The 13,610-nt window shown below is 50.3% G+C and carries 11 protein-coding genes and 1 pseudogene; all 12 read left to right on the top strand.

Annotation, left to right across the window (positions count from 1 at the left end):
• Positions 1-2,569 (top strand): annotated as a pseudogene (locus E5E96_RS22410) (efflux RND transporter permease subunit); the annotation flags it as partial.
• On the top strand, positions 2,562-3,977 hold the full coding sequence (locus E5E96_RS22405) for an efflux transporter outer membrane subunit (protein WP_171281274.1): 1,416 nt from the start codon (positions 2,562-2,564) through the stop codon (positions 3,975-3,977). The pseudogene E5E96_RS22410 and the gene E5E96_RS22405, both read left to right, overlap by 8 nt.
• Before the next feature lie 691 nt (positions 3,978-4,668).
• Entirely contained in the window at positions 4,669-5,754 is a 1,086-nt protein-coding gene (gene rfbB / locus E5E96_RS22400) for a dTDP-glucose 4,6-dehydratase (protein WP_171281273.1), read from the top strand.
• Positions 5,754-6,617 (top strand): glucose-1-phosphate thymidylyltransferase RfbA, encoded by an 864-nt coding sequence (gene rfbA / locus E5E96_RS22395; RefSeq protein ID WP_017410381.1) that lies wholly within the window; start codon positions 5,754-5,756, stop codon positions 6,615-6,617. Before rfbB ends, rfbA begins: the two co-directional genes overlap by 1 nt.
• Before the next feature lie 11 nt (positions 6,618-6,628).
• On the top strand, positions 6,629-7,180 hold the full coding sequence (gene rfbC, locus E5E96_RS22390) for a dTDP-4-dehydrorhamnose 3,5-epimerase (RefSeq protein WP_171283188.1): 552 nt from the start codon (positions 6,629-6,631) through the stop codon (positions 7,178-7,180).
• 2 nt (positions 7,181-7,182) lie between these two features.
• Complete coding sequence (locus E5E96_RS22385; protein WP_171281272.1) at positions 7,183-8,010, top strand: NAD(P)-dependent oxidoreductase; 828 nt, start codon at positions 7,183-7,185, stop codon at positions 8,008-8,010.
• A complete protein-coding gene (locus tag E5E96_RS22380; RefSeq protein ID WP_171283187.1) occupies positions 8,010-9,476 on the top strand; it encodes an oligosaccharide flippase family protein in 1,467 nt (488 codons plus the stop codon). Before E5E96_RS22385 ends, E5E96_RS22380 begins: the two co-directional genes overlap by 1 nt.
• Positions 9,448-10,083 carry a CatB-related O-acetyltransferase gene (locus tag E5E96_RS22800; protein WP_301271277.1) on the top strand — a complete coding sequence of 212 codons (636 nt, stop codon included), beginning with the start codon at positions 9,448-9,450 and terminating at the stop codon, positions 10,081-10,083. Before E5E96_RS22380 ends, E5E96_RS22800 begins: the two co-directional genes overlap by 29 nt.
• A gap of 2 nt (positions 10,084-10,085) precedes the next feature.
• Complete coding sequence (locus E5E96_RS22370) at positions 10,086-10,670, top strand: DapH/DapD/GlmU-related protein (RefSeq protein WP_171283186.1); 585 nt, start codon at positions 10,086-10,088, stop codon at positions 10,668-10,670.
• A gap of 3 nt (positions 10,671-10,673) precedes the next feature.
• The gene (locus E5E96_RS22365) at positions 10,674-11,555 is read left to right on the top strand and encodes a glycosyltransferase family 2 protein (RefSeq protein WP_171283185.1); all 882 of its coding nucleotides are present in this window, start codon (positions 10,674-10,676) and stop codon (positions 11,553-11,555) included.
• A gap of 84 nt (positions 11,556-11,639) precedes the next feature.
• Complete coding sequence (locus E5E96_RS22360; protein WP_171283184.1) at positions 11,640-12,542, top strand: EpsG family protein; 903 nt, start codon at positions 11,640-11,642, stop codon at positions 12,540-12,542.
• On the top strand, positions 12,526-13,608 hold the full coding sequence (locus E5E96_RS22355) for a glycosyltransferase (RefSeq protein ID WP_253264687.1): 1,083 nt from the start codon (positions 12,526-12,528) through the stop codon (positions 13,606-13,608). The genes E5E96_RS22360 and E5E96_RS22355 overlap by 17 nt, the downstream gene beginning before the upstream one ends.
• The last annotated feature ends 2 nt before the right edge of the window (positions 13,609-13,610 follow it).

The raw sequence follows: 13,610 nt of genomic DNA, 5'->3' as shown, positions 1-13,610 counted from the left end.
AACCGGGTGCAGATGACCCCGGGTGACGTACAGGCCGCCATCAAGGCGCAGAATACCCAGGTGGCCTTCGGCAAGCTGGGGGGCACCCCGGCGGTGAGCGATCAGCAGTTTACCGCCACCATCATGGGGCAGACCCGGCTCTCCACCGTGGAGGAGTTCAACGACATCCTGCTGCGGGTGAACCAGGACGGCTCCAAGGTGCGGCTCAAAGACGTGGCCCGGGTCGAACTGGCCGGTGAAAGCTACGATGCCGAGGCGCTCTACAACGGTCAGTCCACCGCGGCGGTCGCCATCAAGCTGGCGACCGGTGCCAACGCGCTGGATACCGCCGAGAAGGTGCGTGGCAAGCTGAATGAGCTCTCCACCTACTTCCCGGCCAACATGGAGATTGTCTACCCGTACGACACCACACCGTTCGTGAAGATCTCCATCGAGGAGGTGGTACAGACCCTGGTGGAGGCGATCTTCCTGGTGTTCTGCGTGATGTATCTGTTCCTGCAGAACTTCCGCGCCACCCTGATCCCGACCATCGCGGTGCCCGTGGTGCTGCTGGGAACCTTCGGTGTCATGTCGGCGTTCGGCTTCTCCATCAACACCCTGACCATGTTCGGTCTGGTGCTGGCCATCGGCCTGTTGGTGGATGACGCCATCGTGGTGGTGGAGAACGTGGAGCGCCTGATGAGCGAGGAGGATCTCTCTCCGCTCGAGGCGACCCGCAAGTCCATGACCCAGATCACCGGTGCCCTGGTGGGGATCGCCCTGGTGCTCTCGGCGGTGTTCGTGCCGATGGCCTTCTTCGGCGGTTCGACCGGTGCCATCTATCGCCAGTTCTCGCTCACCATCGTCTCGGCCATGGTGCTGTCGGTGCTGGTAGCGCTGATCCTGACCCCAGCCCTGTGCGCCACCCTGCTCAAGCCCATCAAGCATGGCGAGTTCGGTGCCAAGCGCGGTTTCTTCGGCTGGTTCAACCGGGCCTTCGACGCCAGCGCCAACCGCTACCAGAGCGGCGTGCGCAAGGTGGTCAAGCAAGGGGTGCGCTACGGCATCATCTACGCCGCCATGCTGGCGGTACTGGCCATCCTGTTCATGCGCATGCCCACCTCCTTCCTGCCGGAAGAGGATCAGGGGGTCATCATGTCCATGGTGCAACTGCCGGTCGGAGCGACCAAGCAGCGCACCGAGGTGGTGCTGGCCGACATGCGCGACTACTTCATGAAAAACGAGAAGGACAATGTCGACTCCGTGCTGACGGTGGCGGGCTTCAGCTTCGCCGGTAGCGGTCAGAACAGCGGCATGGCGTTCATCAAGCTGAAAGACTGGAAGGAGCGCAACACGCCCGATCGCAGCGCCAATGCCATCATCGGCCGTGCCATGGGCTACCTGTTCAGCATCAAGGAAGCCCAGGTGTTCGCCTTCAACCTGCCTCCGATCCCGGAACTGGGAACGGCGACCGGTTTTGACTTCTTCCTGCAGGATCGGGCCGGCGTGGGCCACGACAAGCTGATGGCGGCGCGCAACCAGCTGCTCGGCATGGCGGCGCAGGATCCCAACCTGGTACGAGTGCGCCCGAACGGGATGGAAGATACCCCCAGCTCGACATCAAGATCGACTACGAGAAGGCGTTGGCGCAGGGGCTCTCCATCAGCGACATCAACAGCACGCTCTCCAGTGCCTGGGGCTCTGCCTATGTGAACGACTTCGTCGACAGAGGCCGGGTCAAGAAGGTCTATCTGCAGGCGGATGCCCCCTTTCGGATGAACCCGGAGGATCTCAAGCTTTGGTACGTGCGCAACAGCGCCGGTCAGATGGTGCCCTTCTCCGCCTTTGCCAGCACCGACTGGAGCTTCGGCTCGCCACGGCTGGAGCGTTACAACGGCGTGCCGGCGATGGAGATCGTCGGGGAAGCAGCGCCGGGCAAGAGTACCGGTGACGCCATGGCCGCCATCGAGCAGATGGTGAAGCAACTGCCGGAAGGCATCGGCATCGAGTGGACCGGTCTCTCCTATCAGGAGCGGCAGGCGGGCTCTCAGGCGCCGGCCCTGTACGCCATCTCCCTGCTGGTGGTGTTCCTCTGTCTGGCCGCCCTCTACGAGAGCTGGAGCATTCCGTTCTCGGTGATGCTGGTGGTGCCGCTCGGGGTGCTGGGGGCCATTGTGGCCGCCACCCTGCGCGGGCTGGAGAACGACGTCTACTTCCAGGTGGGCCTGCTCACCACCATCGGTTTGTCAGCCAAGAACGCGATCCTCATCGTCGAGTTCGCCAAGGAGCTCTATGACAGGGGCATGGGGCTGAGCGAAGCCGTGGTGGAGGCGGCGCGCCTGCGTCTGCGTCCGATCCTGATGACCTCGCTCGCCTTCATCCTCGGCGTATTGCCGCTGGTGATCAGTACCGGGGCCGGCGCCAGCAGCCGTAACGCCATCGGTACCGGCGTGATGGGGGGATGATCAGTGCCACCGTGCTGGCCATCTTCTTCGTGCCGCTGTTCTTCGTGCTGGTTATGCGCTATTTCACCAAGCACAGCACCAAGCAGGCGCGTCTGGCCCATGCCGAGGAGATCAAACATGACTAAGACCCTGATCGCCCTGAGCGTGACGCTGCTGCTGGGGGGCTGTTCCATGGCCCCCGATTACCAGCGCCCGGCGCTGCCGCAAGGTGCCACCTGGCAGAACAACCAGGCAGGGGAGGCGGCAGTCTCCCCCTGGCGCCAGCAGTTTCTGGATCCCGCCCTGCAGCAGTTGATCGCCACGGCTCTTGAGAACAACCGGGATCTGCGCATCGCGGCCCTCAACGTGGAGGCCTACGAGGCCAGATACCGGATCCAGCGGGCGGCCCAGCTGCCGACCCTGGCGGCCAATGGCTCGGGTACCCGTCAGCAGGGATCAGACGATCTCAGCAGCACGGGGCAGGGCACCATCAGCAGCCAGTACGGCGCCAACATCGGCATCACCTCCTATGAGCTGGACCTGTTCGGCCGGATCCAGAGCCTCAAAGATCAGGCACTGGAAAACTATCTGGCGCAGGTGGAGACCCAGCGCAGCACCCAGATCGCGCTGATCGCCTCGGTGGCCAACGCCTATCTCACCCTGCTGGCGGATCAGGAGTTGCTCGCGCTGAGCGAGGCGACCCTGGTGACCGAGCAGGAGAGCTATGGACTGACCGAGCACAAGTACCGGCTGGGGGCCGCCTCCGAAATGGAGCTGGCCCAGGGCCGTACCGCGCTGGAAAGCGCCAAGGTGAGCCTGGCCCAGTATCAACGGCAGGTGAAGCAGGATCGCAACGGCCTGGCGCTGCTGCTTGGGACCGGCGTCCCCGCGCTGATGACCCAGCCGGCAACCCTGGCCGAGGTGCAGCTGGCGGGCATCCCGGTGGGTGCTCCATCCAGTCTGCTGCAACAGCGCCCGGACATCCTGGCGGCCGAGCACAGCCTGAAGGCGGCCAATGCCAATATCGGCGCCGCCCGTGCGGCCTTCTTCCCGACCATTTCGCTGACCGCGACGGCGGGCACCGCCAGCAACCAGTTGAGCGGACTGTTTGACGGCGGCACCGGCACCTGGACCTTCATGCCGCAGATCAACCTGCCGATTTTTGACGGCGGCAAGCGCATCGCGGATCTGGACGTGGCCGAGGTGAGCACCAGGCAGGCGGTGGCGAGCTATGAGAAGAGCATCCAGACCGCATTCAAGGAAGTAGCGGATACGCTCGGCGCCCAGGCTGACTACCAGCAGCAACTGCAGGCGCAGCAGGCACTGGTGGAAGCAAACCAGACCTACTTCAAGCTGGCGGAAGTGCGCTACGAGAAGGGGGTGGACAGCTATCTCACCCGGCTTGATGCCCAGCGTTCGCTGTTCAGTGCCAAGCAGGGGCTGATCAGTACCCGTCTGGCGCAGCTGAGCAACCAGGTTGCGCTCTACAAGGCCGTCGGCGGCGGCTGGCAAGCCACCGATACCGAGGGTGACAAGGGCGAGCGTCAGCAGTAGGCACACTCATACCTTCCATCAGCAGGTCAATACGGGGCGAACCATCGGGTTCGCCCCGTTTCTTTTGAGCAAAAACATATACATATGAAACCTGAGTGACATAATACGTCGTTCGGGTAATGGGCACTGTATCAACAGAGGGGAGCAAGTGGGGGAGGAGTGATACCATGCCTTGCCTGCTATCCGCTGTTGCCCCTTGTCATGGCGTCTCACTGAGCGTTGCTCAACAGAGTGTCAATCGGCCTCTTTTGTCATGGTAAAACAACATGTTTTTTACAGGGGCCGAGCCTGGAGAATTAATGAACAAGCAGCAGATCTACCACGGCGAATGCGGTTGTTTTGGCTGTTCAAGCCACTAGGAAAGACGCTAGAATCCACATTTTGCCATTGAGGGGCATGGAACTTTCTTCGTTGTTCCTTGTCAGGCGGTCAGCATCTCTCGTACAGACCAACATTTTGTCATCATGGACGGTGACAGGACTATCCCAAGCTGGAGGGCATCATGGCCAGCAACGCACACAATCCGGTTAAAGCAGCAATCTGGGGGCTGTAACTCAGGGGCGGTAGCTATTGTCTTTTTCTTGGTTGGTGCCAGAAATTTGCCGCTTGAGCGAGCGTTTCCACTGCCATGAACTATTCGTAACAGGTTCAAGAAAGAACCAAATTTCTATTAATTTTCAAGAGCATACCTATGAAAATTCTTGTCACTGGTGGCGCTGGCTTTATCGGCTCGGCGGTTGTTCGTCATATCATCCGGGATACCAACGACTCAGTTATCAACCTCGACAAACTCACCTATGCGGGCAATCTGGAATCCTTGGCCAGTGTCGCAAACAGTGAACGTTATGCCTTTGAACAGGTGGATATCTGCAACCGCGCCGAGCTGGATCGAGTGTTTGCCCTGCACCAGCCAGATGCCGTGATGCACCTGGCCGCCGAGAGCCATGTTGACCGCTCCATCACCGGCCCCGCCGACTTCATCGAGACCAACATCGTCGGCACCTACATGCTGCTGGAAGCGGCTCGCGCCTACTGGAACGGCCTGGATGAGGTACGCAAGGCGGCCTTCCGCTTCCACCATATCTCCACTGACGAGGTGTATGGCGACCTGCCCCATCCGGATGAAGTGGCCCCCGGTGTGGCACTGCCGCTCTTCACCGAAACCACCCCCTATGCGCCCAGCAGCCCCTATTCTGCCTCCAAGGCTTCCAGTGACCATCTGGTGCGCGCCTGGCGTCGTACTTACGGCCTGCCGACCATCGTCACCAACTGCTCCAACAACTACGGTCCTTATCACTTCCCCGAGAAGCTGATCCCGCTGGTGATCCTCAACGCGCTGGATGGCAAACCGCTGCCGGTGTATGGCAAGGGTGACCAGATCCGTGACTGGCTCTATGTGGAAGATCACGCCCGCGCGCTTTATACCGTGGTTACCACAGGTGCCATCGGCGAGACCTACAACATCGGCGGTCATAACGAGAAACAGAATCTGGAAGTCGTGCATACCATCTGCGATCTGCTGGATGAAATGGTGCCCAAGGCCGGCTCCTACCGCGATCAAATCACCTATGTGGCCGACCGCCCTGGCCATGACCGCCGTTATGCCATTGATGCCAGCAAGATGAGCGCCGAGCTCGCCTGGCAACCGCAAGAAACCTTTGAATCCGGTATCCGCAAGACAGTGCAGTGGTATCTGGATAACCAGCAGTGGGTCAACAACGTGAAGAGTGGATCCTATCAGTCCTGGATCGATCAGCAGTACGGGGAGAAGAAGTAATGAAAGGTATTATTCTGGCAGGTGGTTCAGGCTCTCGTCTTCACCCCATCACGCGTGGCATTTCCAAGCAACTGCTGCCGATTTATGACAAGCCGATGATTTACTATCCCCTCTCGGTGCTCATGTTGGCAGGTATCAAGGATATTTTGATCATCACGACGCCCGAGGATTCGGAAAGTTTCCAGCGCCTGCTTGGCAACGGTGAGCAGTTCGGCATCAATCTGCAATACACGGTTCAACCGTCACCGGACGGACTGGCCCAGGCCTTTATTCTGGGTGAGGAGTTCATCGGCCAGGACAGCGTCTGCTTGGTGCTTGGCGACAATATCTTTTTTGGTCAGGCCTTCGGCAAGCAGTTGCAAAAGGCGATAGCCAATCAGGAAGGGGCCACCGTCTTTGGTTACAAGGTTATGGATCCCGAGCGTTTTGGCGTCGTTGAATTCGATGAAGAATTCCGTGCCAAGTCCATTGAGGAAAAACCGGTAAAACCGAAATCGAACTGGGCTGTCACCGGTTTGTACTTCTATGACAACTCCGTCATCGAGATCGCCAAGAGCATCAAGCCGTCTGAGCGTGGTGAGCTCGAAATCACCAGCGTCAACCAGGCATATCTGGATCGTGGCCAGCTGAAGGTAGAACAGCTGGGCCGTGGCTTCGCATGGCTTGATACCGGTACCCATGACTCTCTGATTGAAGCTTCTCAGTTCGTGCAAACCGTTGAAAAGCGTCAGGGATTCAAGATCGCATGTCTTGAAGAGATTGCGCTTAACAATGGCTGGTTGAACCGTGACCAAATCAAGGCTATTGGCAGCAGCATGGTGAAAACTGGTTATGGCAAGTATTTGTTGAGTCTGATCAAATAAGAGATATCGACATGAATGTAATCAAAACAAAAATTGCAGACCTGCTGATTATTGAGCCGAAAGTGTTTGGCGATGAGCGCGGTTTCTTTTATGAAACTTACCAGGAAGTGCGTTACAAGGCCGCCGGAATCACGGCGGATTTTGTCCAGGACAACCGCTCGCGTTCTACACAAAATGTACTGCGTGGTCTGCATTTCCAGAAAACCAAGCCACAGGGAAAACTGGTCACTGTGACCCAGGGTCGTGTATTTGATGTTGCTGTTGATTTAAGGCCAGGCTCTCCTACCTTTGGTCAGCATGAATCTGTCTTGCTGACAGGAGAAAACAAGGTTCAGTTTTACATTCCGCCTGGATTTGCCCATGGTTTCTGCGTACTGAGTGAAACGGCCGATTTCCAATACAAATGTACCGATTACTATGACCCGACCGATGAAAGCGGGTTGCTGTGGAATGATCCCGCGCTGGGGATAGAGTGGCCGTTGACGGCGCCACTGTTGTCACCGAAAGACAGTGTGCAACCCACGCTGGCCCAGATCCGTGACAACCTGGTGAATGGGTGGTGAGCATGAAACGTTACACAGTGTTTGGCGGGCGGGGCTTTATCGGCAGCGAGATCGTCAGCATGCTGGAAGCTGCTGGCCAGAATGTCTGGGTGCCGCCGCGCGATGATGAAAGTGTATTCGACACCGATCTGGGGACTGTGATCTACAGTGCGGGACAGGGTGACTGCAAGAATGCTCCGCTGGGGGTGTTTGATGCCAATTGTCGTTTGCTGGCCGATCTGCTGGCACGAGGCAAGTTTGAGCGTCTCCTTTATGTCTCTTCCACCCGTGTATACATGAACCAGGACTCGGCGGCAGAAGGAGATGACCTGAAAGTATGTTCCGATGATCAGCGCCGGTTGTTCAACCTGACCAAGCTGGTATCAGAAGAACTGTGCCTGAAAAGTGGGCGCGATATCACTATTGTCAGACCAAGCAATGTCTATGGTGTTGCTCTGCACAGTCCGCTCTTCCTGCCGGCGATCACCCGTAATGCAATCAATCACGGCAAGGTCGATATGTATATTGACCAGGATTATGCAAAAGATTACGTTTCGGTCACGGATGTTGCCCGCGCCTGTATAACCTTGGCCACTCATCCTGAGAGTGTGGGACAAATCATCAATATCGCTGCGGGATATAATATTACGGCTAAGCAAATAGCGGATGTCTTACATAAATTCACAGAATGTGAAATCGTGTGGCATAAGATTGCTTTCCCGAATGAAAACTTCCCTCAGACAGCAATCACTAAGATCATGTCTTTCATCCCTGATTATCAACCAAGGAATGTACTCGAAGACATTGAGCTGATGATAGCAGAATTTAAAACTCATTTGGCTGCACACTGATGAGTGGGTTTAATAGACTGCTGAAGAACTCAGTAGCGAATATAATTAATGGTTTTTCAAATGTAATATTGGGGATAGTTATATCCCCTTTTATATTAGTAAATCTTTCATTGGAGCAATTTTCCGTTTGGTCCCTTATCCTGCAATCTGGACTGTTTATTAGTTTACTTGGCTTTGGTAGCCAAATTGCAGTTGGAAGGTATACTTCTTTAGCTAAATTCACGAAAAATGAATCAGAATTCGAAGCAGTAATGTCAAATGCATTAGTGCTTTCTCTTGTCAGTTTACTTCTTTCTTTTATTACAATTGCTGTAGTTGTCAGTAATTTTAGTTTTTTTATGCCACATATTGTACATAGTGATGAGGGTGAATATAAAATATCATTTATAATCGTCTGTCTTTCATTCTCTTTTGGCCTAATTTCTTCAGTGTTCTCTGGCTATTTTACTGGAATCGAAAGGAACGATATATTAGCCTTGGTTAACCTTACTTCTAGAGTGTTTCTTGGAATAATAGTAATCATTGCATCCAAGTATGGCTTGTTACCTATGGCTATTGCATACCTCTTGGTTAACCTATGCTCATATGCTGTTATTTTCCTATGTTTTAAAAGGAAAGAAAACAAAGGCGTTAGTTTAAAAATAAGCTCAGGAATGAAGTCATTACTATCATTCTGTGGTGGTTTAGCTATATGGAACCTAGCCCAGTATTTTATATCTGGGACAGGTGGGTTCATAGTTGGTAAGTATGATGTCGCTAACCTTGCCTACTATATGCTTGCTCTAACTATGATTAACGCAATTGTTGGAATCATTGGCGCTATAATAAATCCAATTATTCAACCAATAGTGAAACTAAATTCACTACAGAGAAAAGATGATGTCGACAAGTTAGTAATTACTCTTTCATTTTTGTTCTCATTGTTTATCATTGTTGGTGTGAACATATCTCATTATGTATCTGGATTTGTACTTTCTATATGGATAGGTATAGATAAAGCAGAACAAACAAATGTAATTTTCAATTACTTGCTTGTGGCTTTTGCGATAAGAATGGTTATATCTCCGTATGGAATGAAGATGGTCTCTGAAGGCAGGCAATTGAGCATATCTCATTACCCATTAGCAGAAGGTATTCTCAATTTTGGCCTATCGATATATTTTGTAAGCGAGTATGGCGCATTAGGTATCGCCTATGCCACAACTGGCGCAGCACTAATATTAATGTTGGCTTATATATATCGATATACATTAGAGTGTAATTTGGATAGAAAGTATACTCTAGTTTCAAGTGCTTTCTTTGTTCTTCCATTGGCAGCTGTAGTTAACGTTTTTTTCCTAGAAAGTTCCAAGTCATACTCCAATTCATTAATGGTAATTATTGCACAGTTACTAATACTAATTCCTGTTGCTATATTTATTATCCGGGGGATAAAAGATGTTAAGCGGCTTGTTAACAGCATTTAAGAAATACATTAGTAAAAGAAAAATAATAATAAAGTCATCACTATATAAGATGCGAAATAGAACATCAACATTCTCTGATAAGACTATACTTTTCCGTATGGCTAATGTCAGCCACTCAGATATAGGAAAGTATACATATATAGCCGGCTATGCAAATATAAATAACTGTACGATAGGATCCTTTTGTTCTATTGCTGATGGTGTGAGAGTTGGAGTGGGGGTACACCCTCTGAACTTGATATCCACTCATCCTGCATTGTATTCCATAAAAACTATTTTTCCATATAAATTAATAGATGATTCCATCATTAATTCATTACCAAGTCACGAAGAGTCCAAGCGAATTAATATTGGTAATGACGTTTGGATAGGGACTGACTCTATTATTTTAGATGGTGTTAATATTGGCGATGGTGCCGTCATTGCTGCAGGTTCTGTTGTAACAAAAGATATACCTTCCTTTGCTGTCGTTGGTGGGGTTCCTGCCCGTGTAATTAAATACAGAGCCATTCCTGAGATGATTGATGGTAAGCCATGGTGGGAGTTACAAGATGCAGAATTGTCTTCTTATCTAAATAAAATATATAAAGATAATCAAAAGGAATGATTGTGTACGAATTTTACTTTAGAGTATGCAGGAAAATTAAGGGTATTCTGAGTTTTTATATTTATTGTTTTTGTTTTAAGAGAATTGGTCGCAAATCTACAATATACAAACCAGATATGCTTCAAGGTATGAAGTTTATTAGTATCGGTGAACGAACCCATTTTCAGCAGGGCTTATGGATTTTAGCTTTAAAAACTGATAAATATATAGAGCCTCATATAAAAATTGGTAATGACGTATATATTGGAAGATATGCACATATAGTCTCTATAGAAAATGTAAATATATGTGACAATGTATTGATCGCAGATAAAGTATACATATCTGATAATATACACCAATATCATGACACTAGTATTCCTATCAAAGATCAGCCGATTTTGTGCAAAGGGCCGGTTACCATTAATGAAGGCGCATGGTTGGGGGAAAATGTCTGCGTAATTGGGGCATCAGTAGGTAAGAATTCAGTGGTTGCCGCAAACTCAGTTGTCACCAAAGATGTACCGGACTATACCGTTGTGGCTGGAGCGCCAGCCAGAGTGATAAAGAAATTCAATTTTGACAGCCAAAGCTGGGAGTCTGTATAAATTATGAAATCGCCGAAACTGGGGCTGATCACTGTCTTATATAATACACCAGAAGTTTTGGAGGACTTCTTTAGAAGTTTGGCATGTCAAACTTATAAGAATTTTATCCTCTATGTAATAGATAACAGCTCTAAACCCGAGTCACTTCGTCTGGCACGAGAGCTGGCCTCTCAGTACGGTATTGAAACTACTTTCATCGACAATCAGGGCAACAATGTCGGCGTGGCGGCCGGTAACAATCAGGGAATTAAGGCCGCTTTGGTGGATGGTTGCGAATATGTTTTGATCATCAACAATGATCTTCTTTTTGAGGCGCCAGATGTCTTTGACAAGTTGATGCAGGTGGCCATCAATGGGGAAAGCCTCGTCAGCCCGTTGATATTGAATTATCCGGAAGGCAAGCTTTGGTATGCCGGCGGACATTTCGATGAGTATCGGGCGTTGGCTCCTCATGATTATGCAGGGATGGATAGAGCTGCAGTAGCAAAATTTGATGAATATCATGCTTATGCACCCACCTGCTTTCTGATCGTGAATAGTGATGTGTTCAAGCAAGTCGGCATGATGGATGAGCGCTATTTTGCTTATTATGATGATACCGACTTCCTGTATCGTGCTTATATTGCAGGTTATAAAGTAAAGCTCGAGCAGGATGTAGTGATATCACATAAAGTCAGCGTATCAACAGGGGGGGATTTGAGTTTCTTCGGAGCGTATCATCTGACCCGAAACAGAATTTATTTTGCTAAAAAGAATCTGCCTTTCCCAAAAAGAGAAATAAGTATTTCCTATACCGCCATCACTCGGTTGGGACGTATATTGCTTTCTGCTGGCGCAGTAAGACAGGGATTCATCAAGGGGCTGGTTGACGGCTTCAAAATGTAGTATGCATGTATGACACTATATCTGGTTCTGCTACTTTATATTCCTCTGATACTTCTCTCTATCTGCTCTGAAAAAGATGAAGGAATGTTGAAAGGAGCATTTTTATATATTCTCCTGTTCTTCATCTTTTTCCATATAGATGCCGGACCGGATCATCATGTATATCAGTGGGCCTATTATGAGCCACCCTTCTCCATTCCCTTTGAGCCAGTCTTTGGTTTGCTGTTGGCTACTGCCAAGCTGTTTGGGCTCGACTACATAGAATTTTTAGTCGCTCTGAGACTGATTAGTTTTATTCTGTTTGCGTATGCGTGTCTCAAACTGGACAAAACCAAATTCATATTTCTGATGGGACTGTACATTCCGATTTCGTTCATCACGTTTGAATTGAATTTGTTGCGCCAATCTTTATCTTTGCACTTTGGTCTGGTAGCCGTCTGTCTTTATCTCAAGAACAGAGACAAAACCTCTTATGCGTTCATGATACTGGCTGTCATGTCACACCTCTCTGCAATCGTGATGACCTTGATTTATTTGAACAAGATAAAGGCCAAAGTACTGGTTTTGTTAGGTATGGCGGGATTGATGATATTGATGCTTGCCTTGCCGGCGATCATAAGCAAAGTCAATGATTATCAGGCCTTGGGCGCGTTGAATATCCGTCTGGACGTAGCGACGTTGCAGTTGATAGTGCTCATGATCTTGCCGTTCCTGTTTTTCAAAACTCAAGGTGGCTTGCTCCCGACCCTGCTCTATGTGGCTCTTTGCTTCATGACATTTATCCCTGTTTTGATCAGGCTGTATCCGATTGCTTTGTTGATCCTGTTGCCATCAATTGCCATGGCAAAAGGAAACAAGAAGATGACAACACTCTGTTTATTCGTTTGTATCTCTTTCTTCATGACTATAGGAAAGACATATTTACTGTTGCAAGCCGACCAGCATGCCATTCAGGAGGGCACCTATCAGCATGGTTACACAAAATAAAAAAGTCATATTTGTTTCCATGTCGGGCCGCGACTCTGCCATGTGGTTTTCGTTTACCGGGCTGGCCCATGCGCTTGAAGAATACGATGTTTCTTTTGCATTTCCATCGTCTAATCCAGCAGCAGAAACTGAATATACAGAGCATCTTTTTTATTACAGCTTGCGGAGTCCCATCAAGACCGCTCGTTCAGTATTAGCGTTGGCGAGAGTGATCAATGAAAAATATGATCGTGTGGTCATCTTCTCACAAGGTATTTTCTCTGCCTATCTGACCATGTTGCTGAATAGGAGGATTGAAGTCGTCGCTTGGGGTCATGAACTCATAAAGCATGTCGAGAGAGCCGGCTTTTTGCGGGGCATGAATTACTTTCTGTCAGATCGCGTCATGGCATTGAGAACTGCCAGAATGATAGTCGCCTCTGATGAGCTGGAATCGATAGCGGTCGCTTGCTACCCAAAGAAGAAAATAACCAAAACCTGTTTACCCATGTCGGGAGATTTTGCGTGCCTGGTTAACAAAACCGACACTAAAGGTGAGCGTACTCAAGCCAAGCTGGAGATACTTTTCTTTGGTGCCATCACATCCTACAAGGGGTTGGACATTCTGGGGCGGGTTCTCGATAAATTCAGCGATGATGATATTCACTTGACCATCATGGGTAGAGGGGCGCTGGAAAAATATTCTGAGGGTCTTTATCTACGGGCCACACAGGGGCGAAATGTCACCTGGATTAATAAATTTGTTGATGCTGAAGAGGTCGTGGCTCAGTTGCATGTATCTGACTACATGTATTCGATGTATAGTTCCGTTACGGCGACATCACAAATAGACATCGCAAATGCATTTGGTGTTCCTGTGCTGGTGACGGATCTTCCATTTTTTAACAAAAAAATAAAACATGGCTGTAATGGGTATATTCTCAATGAACAGTCCCTGTATGTGTTGCTGCAAGAGAGAGTGGCTGGAAAACTGACCGGCTCTCGGGAAGAGGTTATTGCGCATTATAATCAGGCCGGTATCAACAAGTATTGTGTAGAAAATATAATAAAAGACGGGATTGTCTAGAT

The sequence above is a fragment of the Aeromonas sp. 1805 genome (assembly GCF_013085525.1).
Lineage (GTDB): Bacteria > Pseudomonadota > Gammaproteobacteria > Enterobacterales > Aeromonadaceae > Aeromonas > Aeromonas hydrophila.
Note: the sequence above shows the minus strand (reverse complement) of the source record. Positions and strands in the feature narration are given on the sequence as shown.

What these genes read in the sequence shown, in the direction of transcription:
- E5E96_RS22380 (WP_171283187.1), top strand. Translation starts at nt 8,010, where the DNA reads ATGAGTGGGTTTAATAGACTGCTGAAGAACTCAGTAGCGAATATAATT.
- E5E96_RS22355 (WP_253264687.1), top strand. Translation starts at nt 12,526, where the DNA reads ATGGTTACACAAAATAAAAAAGTCATATTTGTTTCCATGTCGGGCCGC.
- E5E96_RS22405 (WP_171281274.1), top strand. Translation starts at nt 2,562, where the DNA reads ATGACTAAGACCCTGATCGCCCTGAGCGTGACGCTGCTGCTGGGGGGC.
- rfbC (WP_171283188.1), top strand. Translation starts at nt 6,629, where the DNA reads ATGAATGTAATCAAAACAAAAATTGCAGACCTGCTGATTATTGAGCCG.
- E5E96_RS22385 (WP_171281272.1), top strand. Translation starts at nt 7,183, where the DNA reads ATGAAACGTTACACAGTGTTTGGCGGGCGGGGCTTTATCGGCAGCGAG.
- rfbB (WP_171281273.1), top strand. Translation starts at nt 4,669, where the DNA reads ATGAAAATTCTTGTCACTGGTGGCGCTGGCTTTATCGGCTCGGCGGTT.
- E5E96_RS22800 (WP_301271277.1), top strand. Translation starts at nt 9,448, where the DNA reads ATGTTAAGCGGCTTGTTAACAGCATTTAAGAAATACATTAGTAAAAGA.
- E5E96_RS22365 (WP_171283185.1), top strand. Translation starts at nt 10,674, where the DNA reads ATGAAATCGCCGAAACTGGGGCTGATCACTGTCTTATATAATACACCA.
- E5E96_RS22360 (WP_171283184.1), top strand. Translation starts at nt 11,640, where the DNA reads ATGTTGAAAGGAGCATTTTTATATATTCTCCTGTTCTTCATCTTTTTC.
- rfbA (WP_017410381.1), top strand. Translation starts at nt 5,754, where the DNA reads ATGAAAGGTATTATTCTGGCAGGTGGTTCAGGCTCTCGTCTTCACCCC.